The 13,779-nt window shown below is 64.9% G+C and carries 13 protein-coding genes; 9 read left to right on the plus strand and 4 right to left on the minus strand.

Going from position 1 to position 13,779, the window contains the following annotated elements:
• The first annotated feature begins 33 nt into the window (after nt 1–33).
• Entirely contained in the window at nt 34–912 is an 879-nt protein-coding gene (locus tag AC1TPF_RS03650; RefSeq protein WP_482142662.1) for a LysR family transcriptional regulator, read from the plus strand.
• Entirely contained in the window at nt 894–1,820 is a 927-nt protein-coding gene (locus AC1TPF_RS03655) for a serine hydrolase (RefSeq protein ID WP_482142663.1), read from the plus strand. The genes AC1TPF_RS03650 and AC1TPF_RS03655 overlap by 19 nt, the downstream gene beginning before the upstream one ends.
• A gap of 34 nt (nt 1,821–1,854) precedes the next feature.
• Here the strand turns inward: AC1TPF_RS03655 and AC1TPF_RS03660 are convergent, their stop codons facing one another.
• Nucleotides 1,855–2,580 carry an SDR family oxidoreductase gene (locus AC1TPF_RS03660; RefSeq protein ID WP_482136460.1) on the minus strand — a complete coding sequence of 242 codons (726 nt, stop codon included), beginning with the start codon at nt 2,578–2,580 and terminating at the stop codon, nt 1,855–1,857.
• 135 nt (nt 2,581–2,715) lie between these two features.
• On the opposite strand from AC1TPF_RS03660, the gene AC1TPF_RS03665 reads away from it, so the two are divergent.
• On the plus strand, nt 2,716–3,129 hold the full coding sequence (locus AC1TPF_RS03665; protein WP_482136459.1) for a MerR family transcriptional regulator: 414 nt from the start codon (nt 2,716–2,718) through the stop codon (nt 3,127–3,129).
• A gap of 138 nt (nt 3,130–3,267) precedes the next feature.
• Nucleotides 3,268–5,073, plus strand: a complete 1,806-nt coding sequence (locus AC1TPF_RS03670; RefSeq protein ID WP_482142665.1) for a penicillin-binding transpeptidase domain-containing protein — start codon at nt 3,268–3,270, stop codon at nt 5,071–5,073.
• Between the two features lie 24 nt (nt 5,074–5,097).
• Here AC1TPF_RS03670 and AC1TPF_RS03675 read toward each other — a convergent pair whose 3' ends face one another.
• Entirely contained in the window at nt 5,098–5,778 is a 681-nt protein-coding gene (locus AC1TPF_RS03675) for an SDR family oxidoreductase (protein ID WP_482142667.1), read from the minus strand.
• Between the two features lie 91 nt (nt 5,779–5,869).
• Here AC1TPF_RS03675 and ggh point away from each other — a divergent pair, with 91 nt between their 5' ends.
• The 3 genes from ggh (at nt 5,870) to AC1TPF_RS03690 (ending at nt 8,905) form a co-directional block, all read left to right on the plus strand.
• Complete coding sequence (gene ggh / locus AC1TPF_RS03680; protein WP_482137290.1) at nt 5,870–7,210, plus strand: glucosylglycerate hydrolase; 1,341 nt, start codon at nt 5,870–5,872, stop codon at nt 7,208–7,210.
• Nucleotides 7,211–7,263: 53 nt separating this feature from the next.
• The gene (locus AC1TPF_RS03685) at nt 7,264–8,208 is read left to right on the plus strand and encodes an alpha/beta fold hydrolase (RefSeq protein ID WP_482136456.1); all 945 of its coding nucleotides are present in this window, start codon (nt 7,264–7,266) and stop codon (nt 8,206–8,208) included.
• A gap of 76 nt (nt 8,209–8,284) precedes the next feature.
• Nucleotides 8,285–8,905: a TetR/AcrR family transcriptional regulator gene (locus AC1TPF_RS03690; protein ID WP_482136455.1), complete on the plus strand. Its 621-nt coding sequence runs from the start codon at nt 8,285–8,287 to the stop codon at nt 8,903–8,905.
• On the opposite strand, the gene AC1TPF_RS03695 is transcribed toward AC1TPF_RS03690, so the two are convergent.
• Nucleotides 8,902–9,066 carry a hypothetical protein gene (locus tag AC1TPF_RS03695; RefSeq protein WP_482136454.1) on the minus strand — a complete coding sequence of 55 codons (165 nt, stop codon included), beginning with the start codon at nt 9,064–9,066 and terminating at the stop codon, nt 8,902–8,904. The two genes, AC1TPF_RS03690 and AC1TPF_RS03695, sit on opposite strands and share 4 nt — an antisense overlap.
• A 222-nt stretch (nt 9,067–9,288) precedes the next feature.
• The gene (locus AC1TPF_RS03700; protein WP_482142668.1) at nt 9,289–11,373 is read right to left on the minus strand and encodes a PhoX family protein; all 2,085 of its coding nucleotides are present in this window, start codon (nt 11,371–11,373) and stop codon (nt 9,289–9,291) included.
• Nucleotides 11,374–11,501: 128 nt separating this feature from the next.
• Between AC1TPF_RS03700 and AC1TPF_RS03705 the strand changes: the two genes are divergently transcribed.
• Both AC1TPF_RS03705 and AC1TPF_RS03710 read left to right on the plus strand, forming a co-directional pair.
• On the plus strand, nt 11,502–12,956 hold the full coding sequence (locus tag AC1TPF_RS03705; protein WP_482142670.1) for a phytoene desaturase family protein: 1,455 nt from the start codon (nt 11,502–11,504) through the stop codon (nt 12,954–12,956).
• Nucleotides 12,953–13,747: an LLM class F420-dependent oxidoreductase gene (locus AC1TPF_RS03710; protein WP_482136451.1), complete on the plus strand. Its 795-nt coding sequence runs from the start codon at nt 12,953–12,955 to the stop codon at nt 13,745–13,747. The genes AC1TPF_RS03705 and AC1TPF_RS03710 overlap by 4 nt, the downstream gene beginning before the upstream one ends.
• The last annotated feature ends 32 nt before the right edge of the window (nt 13,748–13,779 follow it).

The following is a 13,779-nucleotide window of genomic DNA, read 5'->3' on the forward strand; positions in this document are numbered from 1 at the left end:
ACGAGGATCGGTGAAGATGCCACAGTGGGGGTCATGGATCTTGTCCGACACCTGAGGTTTTTTGTCGCGGTGGCCGAAGAGGGACATTTTGGTCACGCCGCCGCGCGTCTGGAGATGACACAACCCCCGGTGTCCCAGGGGCTGCGACGACTGGAAAAGGAACTCGGTGTCGAACTGATCCGCCGTGGACCGCAGGGAGCGGTACTGACCGGTGCGGGGCGCGAACTCCTGCCCCGTGCCCGGGTGTTGGTCGACGACGCGGAGCGGTTCGCCGGGGAGGCCCGGCGATTGCGGGAACACCGGGATGTCCTGCGATGGGGGTTGCCGTCGGATCTTGATCCGGCGATTGCTGCCCGGTGTTCGACGGCACTCGCCGCACTGGGCACCGATCGTGGGCATCGGATGGTCACGGGCACGGTAGTCGAGTTGATAGCGGATGTCCGGAAGGGACTGATCGATTTCGCCGTGGTCGAGCACCCCTGTGTCCGAGACGATCTGGAGGCGGGACAGGCCGTTCGCATCGAGCGGACGTTCGTGGTTCCGCAGGGCCATCCGGTGGCGTCGGCGGCGCGGCCATCTGTGCGGATGCTCGACGGGTTGGCGCTGGCGCATGTGCCGCGGGCCGCGAACCCGCCTGCCGTCGACCTGCTCCTGGACACACTCCACGTACGCGGGCTGGACGTCGAGGTCATGCCAGTCCGGACCTCGAGTGAGCTGATCGCCGCGGTGGCAGGTGGTCAGGCATTTGCGTTGGCGGTGGGTGTTGATCACCTCGGGCACATCGCCGGCATCGCGCCGGTTCCGATGATCCGCGAGGACGTGCCGCTACGACTGCTGGTGGTGCGGCGTGCGGGAGCCGATCACGACGCGATCGACGCGGTCGAATCCGCGTTGTGGAAGCTCTCCCGGTGATCTCCCGGGGTGCCGCGAGCGCCCGATCCCGGATCGGGGAGACCTTCGCCGATGCCGGTTGCGCGGGGTGGGTCCACGCCCGCACCATCGGCCGGGCACCGGCGCGCGAGTTCGCTTGGCAGGCAGACGATCCGGTGGTGATGGCATCGGTCTACAAGCTCCCACTCATGGTGGCGCTGTGCCGGAAGTCGGATCGCGAGGAGCTGGATCTGGGCGGGACGGTCACCGTCGATCCGCGTACATGTGCGGCCGGGCCGACGGGCATTGCCGCACTGCATGATCCGATCACGTTGAGTTGGCGTGATCTGGCGGTACAGATGATGGTGATCTCCGACAACGCCGCTGCCGATGTGATTCTCGCCGAGGTCGGTCTGCCCGCGGTTCGGGAGTTACTCCAGACGGCGGGTCTGGACGGGACGCGAGTGGTCGGTGGAATGGCGCAACTGCAGCAACAACTGGTGGCCGAGACCGGGGTGGACTCGGTCTCCGAGGCGTTTTCGGCGTTGGCGAACATCGACCGCGACGACACCATCAGCGCGTACGACCCGGCATTGGCCAGCGCCACCACACCTCGCGAGGCCACCCGATTACTCGAACTGATCTGGGACGACGGGGTGGCCTCACCGGTGATGTGCGACCTGATCCGCAAGACCATGCGTAAACAGGCGTGGCAGCAACGTATCTCGTCGGGTTTCCCGCTGGGGGTGGCAACCATTGCGGGCAAGACCGGAACACTCGGCGCCATCCGCAATGAGGTTGCGGTGGTCGAATACCCCGGCGAGCATCCGATCGCGGTCGCCGTGTTCACCCATGCCGCCCGATCGGAGATGTCACTCCCGACGGTGGAGGCCGCGATCGGACGGGCCGCCAGAATTGCGGTGACGGAGGTCCGGAGCCCACTTGTCTGACTGTCGCTGCGAGGCAAAGTGCCTGCTGCGCTGGTCAGCTCACGGCGAGGAGTTCGGCCATCTGCTCGTAGAATGCGGCAGGGTCTGTGGCCAGTGACGCCTTCACCATCGCGGTCCAGTCGTCGACGATCACCTCGATCGAGCCGTCGACCAGGCCTTCGAGTGAGCGACGGGGCACGTCGCGGGGATCGATCTTGGGCCCGTCGTAGCCGGCCGAGATGTCCGTGTCGGCAGCACCGAGGAGGACACCCTGTACGAGGGTGCCCTGAGCGGCGAGCTCGAGGCGCACGCCGTTAGTCATGTTCCATTCAGCTGCTTTGGCAGCGGAATACGAACCGGAACCGGGGGCGGCGAACCAGGACAGGGCAGACAGTACGTTCACGATTGCACCACCACCGTGTGCGGCGAGGACCGGGGCGAATTCCCGGATCACGCCCAGTGTTCCCCAAAAATGTGTGTCCATCTCCCGGCGAATCTCGGACAGGTCGCCCGTGACCAGCGGCGCGCCGGTCGAGATGCCGGCGTTGTTGACCAGGAGGGTTACATCCGGTGCGGCGGTCGCCGCCGTGACGACGGACTGATGGTCGGTCAGGTCGAGCCGCAACGGCACCACCCGGTTGTCGTCGAAATCGAGGGTCTCGATGCGGCGGGCCGTCGCGTACACCTTGCTTGCCCCACGCTCGAGCAGCTCGAGCACGAATTGACGGCCGATGCCACGGTTGGCTCCGGTAACGAGGGCGATCTGATCAGTGATGTCCATGGGGGCCTTGCTTTCTGAAAGAGTTCTGTGTGGTCGTCGGGTCGTATCCGGCCCGACTTCGGCTACTCTAAAACCTCACGTTGACGTCAAGGGCAAGTCGGCGAACGGGGATCACCCTTCAGAGAGGCGAACAGGATGCGGATAGGCGATGTCGCACACCGCGCAGGAGTCAGCACGAGAGCTCTCCGTTACTACGAGGAGCAGGGTCTTCTTGCTTCTGAACGTACTTCCAGTGGCCAGCGCACATATCCGGAGTCAGCCGTCGAGCGGGTGAAGTTGATCCAGCAGTTCTTTACCGCCGGTCTGTCGAGTCGAACGATCCTGCAGCTGCTGCCCTGTGTCGACACCGGCCTGGCCTCCCCCGAGGGCTTCGAGCTCCTCGCCGCAGAACGCGACCGCATCAGCGCCGCGATGGCAGATCTGGCTGCCGCACGCGATGCCCTCGACCGGATGATCGACATCGCGCACAACCCAACCCCTGAACATTGCCCCGCCCTCCGCGAGACCCCTTGGTTGCCATACGCCGCCGGCGCCACCACCGTTGTCTAGCTCCCGGATCGGGCGCGGCCAGTGGTCCTTGGCGACGCCGGGGGTGGGGCCGAACTGCGGTGATAGCAGAACGCTATCGCCCGGCGGAGTGTTGCGACCTTGTGGGCGGTGGGGCCGGGGTGGTTGAGTTCGCGGGCAATGAGTATTGATGAGCGCACCCGGCCCGGCCTTCGACGTGTGACCGCAGCGGTGCTGGTGGTCGTGGCGCTGGTTGCGGCGGCCTGCAGCTCGTCGGGGGACGATCCGGAAAGCAACTTCGAGGCTTTCGCGTCGGCGCTGCACGACAAAGACGTGGCCAAGGCGGCTGATCAGACCACCGATCCAGCTGTGGCCGGGGCGGCGATAGCGGACATGTTCGATCAACTCGGGGAAGAGGCCGAGGTCGATGTTGCGGTCGGCGACGTGGAAGCCGCCGGTGGTGATGGCCGATTGACCATGGCGTGGACATTCGGGCCGGGCAAAGACCTGACGTACGAGACGACCGGCCGATCCGTGGACACCGACGACGGCTGGCGACTGGAGTGGTCACCAACCCTGTTGCACAGCAACTTACGTCCGGCCACGCACTTTCAGTACTCCGACGACAAGGAACTTCTCACCCCGGTTGTCGACCGATCCGGCGCCGAACTGATGACATGGCAGACGGTCGGTGTGATCACGCTGGATCAGGCGGCAATCGGTGAGGGCTCGGCTGCGCTGGCCCGGATACTCGCCGGGATCGACCCCTCGATCACCGACGCGTCGATCCGGGCCGCGGCCGAACACCAGGGCGGTCCCACCGTCAACGTCGCAACACTGCGCGCCGATGATCTGGAAAGAGTTCGGGAACAGCTTGTTTCGGTAGACGGGGTCGAAGTCGCTGAGCAGGGGAAACTGCTCACCGCCGAGCGTGGGTTGAAGTCGCCGGTGCTGGCCGGTATGGAAGACCTATGGAATAAACGGATCTCGGCCGGGGCCGGGTGGTCGGTGCGGATCGTCGATGAAGACGGCAACAACGTCGATCAGCTCAAGACCGTTCGCCCGCAACAGGTGGAGCCGATCGGACTGACGCTGGACCTACGTTTACAGATATTGGCGCAGCGGGCCGTGTCGGCGCAGACCAAACCGGCAGTGCTGGTTGCCATCTCGCCGTCGACCGGCGGGATACTCGCGGTCGCGCAGAACGAGGCCGCGAACAAGGAGGGTCCGATAGCGCTTACCGGGCTGTACCCGCCCGGATCGACGTTCAAGACCGTGACAACCGCGGCGGCGTTGTCGTCGGGAACGGTGACGCCGCAGTCGCAGCTGCCCTGCCCGGGCCGCACGACCATCGAGGGCCGGACCATCCCGAACGAAGACGAGTTCGATCTGGGCTCGGTACCGCTGACCACCGCATTCTCACGCTCGTGCAACACGACGATGGCGACACTGTCGGACCGATTGGGAGCCGATGCGTTGCCTGCCGCTGCCGAACAGTTCGGAATCGGTGTGGACTTCGTTGTTCCCGGCATCACCACGGTCACCGGTCAGGTCGGCTCCGCGGATACTCCCGCGTTGCGGGTGGAGAACGGGATCGGCCAGGGAAGTGTCACCGTGTCGCCGTTCGGTCTGGCGGTGGCGGAGGCAAGCCTGGGCAACGGCTCGATGGTGCTGCCGGGCCTGGTGATCGGGGAGAGCACCACCGCCGACAAGACGCCATCGCCGCTGGATCCCGATGTGGTGGCGGCCTTGCGGACGATGATGCGTCAGACGGTGACGTCGGGAACCGCCGCGTCGCTGGCCGACATCGACGGTCTCGGCGGTAAGACCGGCACCGCGGAATACGGTGACAACACCCACGCGCACGGCTGGTTCGCGGGGATCAGCGGCGACATCGCCTTCGCGTCGCTGGTGGTGGGCGGTGACAGTTCGGGGCCTGCGGTGGCGGTGGCAGGCGACTTCCTGCGGCCGGCCGCCGAGGGCTGAGCCCCGTCAGCCCCGTCAGCCCTGTCAGTGACGGCCGGTGGGCTTGAGGACGATCTCTTGCGGATGGGCGTCGACCGGGGTGTTGATGGCGGCGACGACGGCCGCGGCCACGGTCTCGGGCCGCAGGTAGCGGGTCCCGTCGTAGTCGCCCCCGCTTTCCATGGCATTGAGTTCTTCCTGCATCTCGGTGTCGATCCGGCCTGGGAAGATCGACGTGACCCGCAGGGCGGGTTCCTCGAGACGGACCGCGTCGGCCAGTGCCCGCAGTCCGAACTTACTGGCCGCGTAGACCCCCCAACCGGCGTTGACCCGTTGGCCGGCACCGGAATTGATGAACACCACATGGCCACCGGCGTTGCGCAGGGCAGGCAGCAGCTGCCGGGTGAGTTCGGCGGCGGCGATAAGATTGACCTCGAGGACCCGGCGCCACTCGTCGGCGGGGGACTCCTCGACGGTGCCCCAGCTGATCACCCCGGCGCTGTGCACCAGCACGTCGAGTGAGCTGATCGCTTCGGTGGCGGCCTCGATCTCGTCGGGATCGGTCAGTTCGACCGGCCATGTGCTCGCACCGTCCAGAGACAACGCCATGTTGTCCAGGTCGGTGGAGGGCCTGCCGCCGAGCAGCAGGTCGTGGGTGGGGGCGAGTTGGCGGGCGATGGCCGCTCCCAGCCCGCGGCTGGCGCCGGTGATCAACGCGGTTGGCATGACCTCAACCTTAGTGCCGATGGACCAGACGCCCGGCGGGTCGGGCGACCAGGCCGGGCGCGAATGGAAGTCGGGGGTCAGAATGTGGAGCGTGGGATACTCCGGCTTCACGAACACACAGCTGTCCGCCCGCGCTGCGTATCTTCTGCGCGGCAACGATCTGGGGACGATGACCAGCGCGGCGCCGCGTCTTTATCCGCATATGTGGAGCTGGGATGCCGCCTTTGTCACGGTGGGTCTGGCACCGCTGAGTGTTGAGCGGGCCGTGGTCGAGATGGACACCTTGCTCTCGGCGCAGTGGGGCAACGGGATGATCCCGCACATCGTGTTCGCCAATGGTCGCGACGGTTACTTCCCCGGCCCGGCCCGCTGGGAATGCGCCGAACTCGCGTTCAATGCGCCGCGGGCACCACACACCTCGGGCATCACGCAGCCGCCCGTGCACGCGATCGCGGTGCAGCGGATCCTCGATCATTCCCGGCGGCAAGGTCGTACCACCCGGTCGATGGCCGAGGGGTTCCTCGATCGGCGCTGGGGTGATCTGGTGCGCTGGCACCGGTGGCTGGCGCATGCGCGGGATCCGAAGGGGCGCGGCCGGATCACGCTCTACCACGGCTGGGAGTCGGGGATGGACAATTCCCCGCGCTGGGATGCGGCCTACAACAACGTGATCCCGGGTCTCGATCTCCCGCCGTACACCCGAGCGGATCTGTCGCACGGCGCCGATGCGTCGATGCGTCCCACCGACATCGAATACGACCGATATCTGTGGCTGGTCGAGCAGATGAAGCGCGCCAATTACGACGACGCGATTCTTCCCGACGTGATGAGTTTCGCGATCGAAGACGTGTTCGTCAGCGCGATCTTCGCGGTCGCCTGTGACGTCCTGGCCACGATCGGCGAGGAGTATTCCAAACCGCTCGCCGATGTCCGCGACCTGCGGGCCTGGTCCGAACGCTTTCGCGCCGGGGTTGCGGCCTCGACGTCGGAACGCAACGGGGCGGCAAGGGATTTCGATCTTCGCGCGGATCGCTGGATCAACACCGAGACCATCGCGATGTTTGCGCCGCTGCTCTGCGGTGGTCTGCCCCGCGATCGCGAACGCGCTCTGTTGCGCCTGTTCGAGGGCCCACGCTTCTGCGGACACCCCGATCTGAAATATGCGGTGCCGCCGTCCACGTCACCCATTTCCGCGGACTTCAAACCACGGGAGTACTGGCGCGGGCCGGTCTGGCCGGTGATCACGTGGCTGTTCTCGTGGGCTTTTGCCCAGCGCGGCTGGCCCGAGCGGTCGGCACGTCTTCGAGAAGAAGGTCTGCGGCAGACGCAAGACGGGTCCTTTGCCGAGTACTACGAACCGTTCACCGGTGCGCCGCTGGGCAGCATGCAGCAATCATGGACCGCGGCAGCGGTCCTGGACTGGCTCGACTGAAACATCCCTCTGGGGTCTGGACACCACGGCCGCTGTCCGATTGAGTGGTTCAGATGACCTCTGAAGTCGACCCGCCTCCGGCGTCACCGGTAGCCGCGCCCGCCGGCGCCGAGGTGATCATCCTGGAATTGCCGACGGTCACGCTCAACGCCTTCGCGTGGGGGCCGTCCGACGGCCCACTTGCGCTGTGTCTGCATGGTTTTCCGGACACCGCCCACAGCTGGCGGCATCTGGGTCCACGGTTGGCGGCGGAGGGATACCGGGTCGTCGCACCGTTCACCAGGGGCTATGCGCCGTCGACGGTCGCGGCGGACGGCGACTATCACCTGGGTGCGCTGATGTACGACGCGGTCGAAATCCATCGGCTTCTCGAGGCCGACAACCGGGCGGTGGTCATCGGTCACGACTGGGGTGCCCTGACCTCCAGCGGGCTTGCCGCATACGGGGATTCCCCATTTGCCGCGGTGGTGTCGATGTCGGTGCCACTGGTCGGGGCCTTCACGTCCCTGTCGGACAACACGACACAGCTGATGAAACTGCTCGGCCGCCAGCTGTTCATGAGCTGGTACATGATGTTCGTCCAGCTGCCGCGTCTGTCGGAGCGCAGCCTGGACCGGCTGATCCCGCTGCTGTGGCGTCGCTGGTCACCAGGCCATGACGCAGGCAAGGATCTTCCGGCGGTCTTTGCCGCCTTACCGAATCGGCAGCACCGCAGCGCAGTGCTCGGCTACTACCGGGCGACGTTACGACCGGGTCGCAGCGCTGGCCGATATCACCGCATGCAGGCGGCCGCCTTCGGTGAGCCGCTGACACCGCTGCTGTATCTACACGGCGCCGACGACGGTTGCATGCAGGCCGGGTTTGCCGAGCGCGTCGAAAAGATCCTGCCACCGGGCAGTGAAGCCCGCATCGTGCCGGATGCCGGTCACTTTCTGCATCTCGAAAAGCCCGAAGTTGTGGGCGAGTTGATTGTCGACCATCTCCGCAGGATCTCTTGAAAGATTTGCGAGGAATTGTTTGACAGGTGGGCAGACAATTGATTGCCGAGGTCGCGCGGCCCTAGAATCCCTTGTGATGAGTACGCCTACGAAAAATCCGCGCGGTGATCGGCGTCCGGACAAGTTCGGCGATCGCCGCCGACAACTGGCGAAGTCGGCCTTACTGACACTTGCCCAACGCGGTTATGCCAACACGAGTTTGCGTGACATTGCAAATGATTCGGATTTCACCCACGGCGTCCTGCACTACTATTTCGCGGACAAAAACGAGCTCATGATCTTCGTTGTCCATGAATACAAGGTTGAATGCGTGACCCGATATGACGCAGCCACCGAGGGAGCCACCAGCGCCCCCGATCTGTGTATCCGGTTTGCCGCGGCGATGAAAGACTCTGTCGTCGAAGATGCGTCGATGCATCGGCTTTGGTACGACATGCGGGCACAGAGCCTCTTCGACGAGAGGTTCCGGCCGGCGGTCGGCGAGATCGAGCAGGGTCTGGAAGACATGACCTGGCGGGTTGTCACCCGCTACTGCGAGCTCGATCAGGCAATCCCGGCGTTGCAGTCACCGCAGGCCTACGCGCTGATCGACGGACTGTTTCAGCAGGCTCTGATTCGCTGGCTGGGCGGTGACGACACCGCCGGGGACTACCTGGCCGCCCAGGTGAGCGACGTGATGGAGAAACTCTTCACCTAGGGGTTTGTCGTGGGTTCGGTGTCGGGCTGGGGTGTGGGCGCAGGTGTGGCCGGGGGCGCCGCGGGTGCGGGCTTGATCTTCTGCTTCAGCTGGTAGGCCTTGATGAAGATCGCCCCGAGGATCTTCTGAATGCGGGTGGGTTCTTGCGGTTGTTCTGACACGTTGATTCGCTCCGTGGATAGTCGGCAATGGCGTGATCCGGTGCAGGGTGATGATTCACGCGTCGAACCCTGCCCCGGTCGACACACCAGGTACACGCCCCCACCCCGTAGATCCCTCCCCGTCGGATCCATGGAAAGGTAACCCATTCACGGCGCCGTGGATAGGCTTTCGCGTCCAGTTCTTCTGAAATGGGTCCCCGAGCGCGGGCCTGGTGTACGGCGTCAGATGCCGATCTGACCGCCGGTCTTCCAGACCGACACCACTGCCGGACGGGGCTGGCTGTCGCCACCGTCGGGCCAATGCGAATACGGTTTGTCGGCCGAGTAGTCGTCCTCTTCTCCCGGATGCTGGACGCACACGATGACCCGGTCGGTTCCGATGATCGGGCCACAGGTCTCGGAGCTGCGCGGGACGGTGAGGAATTGCTTTGTCTCACCCCGGTTCTCACCGGAGAGGGCGACGGCGAACAGGCCGTCGTTGTTGCCGAGGGCATTGCCGTCGGTGGACACCCACAGGTTGCCGTGCGGATCGAAGGCGACGTTGTCGGGGCAGGAGATCGGGCTGACCTTGGTTTTGTCGAAGCCACCGTAGTAGGTGTCGGCGGCTGCCGGATCGCCGCAGACCAGCAGCAGGTCCCAGGTGAAGTCGGTACCCGCGTGGTCGTCGGTGATCTCGATGATCTGGCCGTTCTTGTTCTTGTTGCGGGGGTTTGGTGTATCCGCTGCGGCCTTGCCATCGGTTCCGCGATCGCTGTTGTTGGTCAGCGCGCAGTACACCTTGCCGGTGACCGGATGCGCCTCGATGTCCTCGGGGCGATCCATCTTGGTCGGGTTGACCTTGTCGGCGGCCGCTCGTGTGAAGACCGCGACCTCTTCGGCGGTCATGCCGTCGACGCGCGACTGGGCGCCGTCGTCGGTCACCGTCAGCAGTGGGAACCATTTGCCGGTTCCGGCGAAAGAACCGGACGACGGTAGTGCGCCGCTGCCGTCGATCGACTTGGGTTCGTTGCCGCTCAACTGGGCGACGTACAGGGTGCCGGTCGACAGGATGCTCATGTTGTGGCGCATTGCCGCGGCACCGAGTCCGGGCTGAACCTTCTTGTCGGAGACGAACTTGTAGATGTACTCGAACTTCTGATCGTCACCGGTGTAGGCCACCACGGTGCCGTCGTCGGTGACAAAGATGTTGGCACCTTCGTGCTTGAGCCGTCCCATCGAGGAATGTTTGACCGGGGTGGACTCCGGATCGTGCGGGTTGACCTCCACGATGTAACCGAATCGGTTGCCCTCGTTGGGTTCTTGGGCCAGGTCGAATCGGGTTTCGTACCGGCCCCACTGGTGATAGTCGTCCTCGTCGTCGAATCCGTAGCGGTCCAGACGCTCTTTGGCGACCGGTTCGGTGACCGATGCCGCACCGGTGAAGTAGTTGTTGAAATTCTCTTCGCCGGAGACCATCGTGCCCCATGGGGTCAGGCCGCCGGAGCAGTTGCCGATCGTGCCGAGAATCGTTGTCCCGGTGGGATCTGCGACAGTCTTCACGAACTCGCTGCCTGCCGCCGGACCGGTGAGGGTGAACGGGCTCATCGCCGTGAGCCGTCGGTTGCGGTCGCCGACCACGGGTGTGAGTTTGCCCGAACCGCTTTCACTCTGGACCTCGACAACCGTGATCCCGTGGGCTGCCATCGAGATGCGGGCCTGCTGGTCGGTGGGTTCTTTCGGCTTGTAGCCCTTGAACATGAACTGTTCGGTTGTGTACTCCTGGTTGACCACCAGGTAGAAGTGACCGGCTTGGCCGTCGATGGGGATCAGCCCGGCAAAGTCGTTGTTGAATCCGAACTGCTTCTCCTGGGCTTCGGCGCTCTGGTTGTCGAAGTCGAACTCAGGGGCGCCGGGCAGCACCGGGTCACCCCACCGGATCACCACCGCCTGTTCATAGCCCTCCGGGATCACCAGGGCGTCTTCGACATTCGGTGCGACCGATGCGAAGTTCATTCCGGTGCTGCCGGTTTCCGCCGCGTTACCGACACCGGTTCCGGCGGCAGTGCTGCTGCTCGTGGCCGTCGACTTACCATCGTCGCCGCAGGCTGCCAGTGCCGAGGTGGCGCCGACCGCCACCACTGCGGCCGCTGAGCCACGCAGGATCGAACGCCGCGAGAGGGCTCCGCGGGCGATGTCACGGAAGTACGTGTTGTTGCTGGTGTTCGGGGGTTCATGCCAGCAGGCGTCACCACACTTGTAGTGGCAGGTCACCAGGGAACGCGCAGACGCCCCTTCGTGCTTGGTGGTGATTGTGAGCGGAATACGCACTGCGGGCTCCCCCAGATAGACAGACGTCGAGCAACCGGTCGAACGTTAGGCGGCGTAAACAACCGGTGTCCGAACCTGGGATGAATCAGTGGTTAAGTCTTGGCATCTGAGGTCTACCGTTGATGGACATGGGAGCAGATGGGTACGACGCCGTGGTTGTCGGATCGGGTCCGAACGGTTTGTCCGCGGCGCTGACCCTGGCCAAGACCGGCCGCAAAGTGCTGGTACTCGAGTCGCACCCCACGATCGGTGGCGGGACGCGGACGGCCGAACTGACCGAGCCCGGCTTTCACCACGACGTGTGTTCGGTGGTGCATCCGACCGGGATGGCTTCTCCGGCGTTCAATTCGATGGATCTGTCGCGGCACGGCCTGCAGTGGCTGGTGCCCGAAATCGGTCTGTCGCATGTGTTCGGTGACGGGACCGCTCTGCCGCTGTACACCGACCTCGCCCGGAGCAAGGAGTTCCTGGGCCGCGACGCTCGTGCCTGGTCGGCGACCCTGGGATACGCTGCCGCCCACTCGGAGGATCTGATCTCCGATTTCTTCGGCCCGTTCCGGATACCCCGGCACCTTCTGGCTGCCGCACATTTTGGTCCGCTGGCGCTGCTCAGCGCAGATGTGTTCAACCGGATCATGTTTCGGGATCCTCGGACGCGCACGGCATTCTCGGCGATCGCCACGCATGTGGTCAGACCGCCTGGTGAGGTCGCGACAGCGGCGGTGGGATTGCTGCTCGGGATGCTGGTGCATTCCGGCGGTTGGCCGTTGGCCCGCGGTGGTAGTCAGTCGATCGCCGATGCGCTTGCCGGTGCACTCCGCGAGCACGGCGGGCATATCGAGACCGACCATCCCGTCCACAAGTTCGACGACCTGCCGGATGCACCGCTGAAGCTCTTCGACATCGATCCTCGGCAGTTCGCCGGCATCATGGGTGACCGGTTGCCGACCCGCTATCGTCGTCGGCTTGCAAAGTTCCGGTTCGGGCCGGGCACTTTCAAGATCGACTACGCCCTGTCAGAGCCGATCCCGTGGACCGACCCCCACACCGGGTCGACGGTCACCTTCCACATCGCCGAAAACGAACAGCAGATCCGCGACAACGAGAAAGACGTGCAGGCCGGCCGGATCCCGAAGCGTCCGAACCTGATCGGTGGCACGCCGACCGTGCTGGATCCGACGAGGGCCCCCGCAGGCAAGCACGTGGCCTGGGCGTATTGCCACGTGCCGCACGGCAGCGACGTCGACATGACGGCGGCCGTGGAGGCAGAGATCGAGCGGTGCGCACCGGGTTTCCGAGACGTCGTACTGGCCCGGCACACCATGACCGCCAAACAGTATTCCGTCTACAACCCGAATTATGTAGGTGGCGACATGAATTCGGGCATTTCGGATCTTCGGCAGCAGTTCACCAGGCCGGTCGCTGCTCGGGTGCCCTACGCAACGCCGGTGAAGGGCGTGTTCCTGTGTTCGTCATCCACCCCTCCAGGCGGCGGTGTGCACGGAATGTGTGGGAAGTACGCCGCCGAAGCCGCGATCACCCAGGAGAATTCGGGCCGAAACTCAGGCAGACTGAATTCATGACCGCACCTATCCAGATCGCTGTTCAGCTGCAACCACAACATGCCCAGTACTCAGACATCCGCGACGCAGTTCTTCGGGCGGAGGATGCCGGGGTCGACATGGCATTCAACTGGGATCACTTCTTCCCGCTCTACGGTGAGCGCGACGGTGAGCACTTCGAGTGCTGGACGATGCTCGGCGCGTGGGCGGAGCAGACCTCGAACATCCAGATCGGTGCGCTGGTCACCTGTAACAGTTACCGGAATCCGGAGCTGCTCGCGGATATGGCCCGAACGGTCGACCACATCTCGGGTGGACGCTTGATCCTGGGAATCGGATCGGGCTGGTTCGAGCGCGACTACACCGAGTACGGATACGAGTTCGGCACCGCGGGTGGCCGGCTCGATGCGCTCGGCGAGGCCCTGCCGCGGATCAAGGACCGGTTCGGCAAACTCAACCCCGCACCGACCCGCGAGATCCCGATCCTGATCGGCGGGGGCGGCGAGAAGAAGACGCTCAAGTACGTGGCCGAGCACGCCCACATCTGGCATTCGTTCGTCGATGTGGAGATCTACCGCCACAAGGCGCAGGTCCTGGCCGGGCACTGCGCCGCGATCGGACGCGATCCGAACGAGATCGTCCGGTCGAGCGAGTTGTCCGCGGCCGAAAACCCCGAGGCCGCCATCGCGCTGGCCGAGAGCCTCGCCGATGAGGGCGTCACACTGTTCACCGTCGGAGTGAACGGCCCGGATTACGATCTGTCGCTGGTCACCGAGATGTGTGCGTGGCGAGATCGGCGCAACGGCGCGTAGCGTCGGCAACCGCGCAAGGTCGAACGCCCACC

The organism is Williamsia sp. Y853, assembly GCF_056786495.1.

What these genes read in the sequence shown, in the direction of transcription:
- AC1TPF_RS03705 (WP_482142670.1), top strand. Translation starts at nt 11,502, where the DNA reads ATGGGAGCAGATGGGTACGACGCCGTGGTTGTCGGATCGGGTCCGAAC.
- AC1TPF_RS03670 (WP_482142665.1), top strand. Translation starts at nt 3,268, where the DNA reads ATGAGTATTGATGAGCGCACCCGGCCCGGCCTTCGACGTGTGACCGCA.
- AC1TPF_RS03665 (WP_482136459.1), top strand. Translation starts at nt 2,716, where the DNA reads ATGCGGATAGGCGATGTCGCACACCGCGCAGGAGTCAGCACGAGAGCT.
- AC1TPF_RS03660 (WP_482136460.1), bottom strand. Translation starts at nt 2,580, where the DNA reads ATGGACATCACTGATCAGATCGCCCTCGTTACCGGAGCCAACCGTGGC.
- AC1TPF_RS03650 (WP_482142662.1), top strand. Translation starts at nt 34, where the DNA reads ATGGATCTTGTCCGACACCTGAGGTTTTTTGTCGCGGTGGCCGAAGAG.
- AC1TPF_RS03685 (WP_482136456.1), top strand. Translation starts at nt 7,264, where the DNA reads ATGACCTCTGAAGTCGACCCGCCTCCGGCGTCACCGGTAGCCGCGCCC.
- AC1TPF_RS03675 (WP_482142667.1), bottom strand. Translation starts at nt 5,778, where the DNA reads ATGCCAACCGCGTTGATCACCGGCGCCAGCCGCGGGCTGGGAGCGGCC.
- AC1TPF_RS03710 (WP_482136451.1), top strand. Translation starts at nt 12,953, where the DNA reads ATGACCGCACCTATCCAGATCGCTGTTCAGCTGCAACCACAACATGCC.
- AC1TPF_RS03690 (WP_482136455.1), top strand. Translation starts at nt 8,285, where the DNA reads ATGAGTACGCCTACGAAAAATCCGCGCGGTGATCGGCGTCCGGACAAG.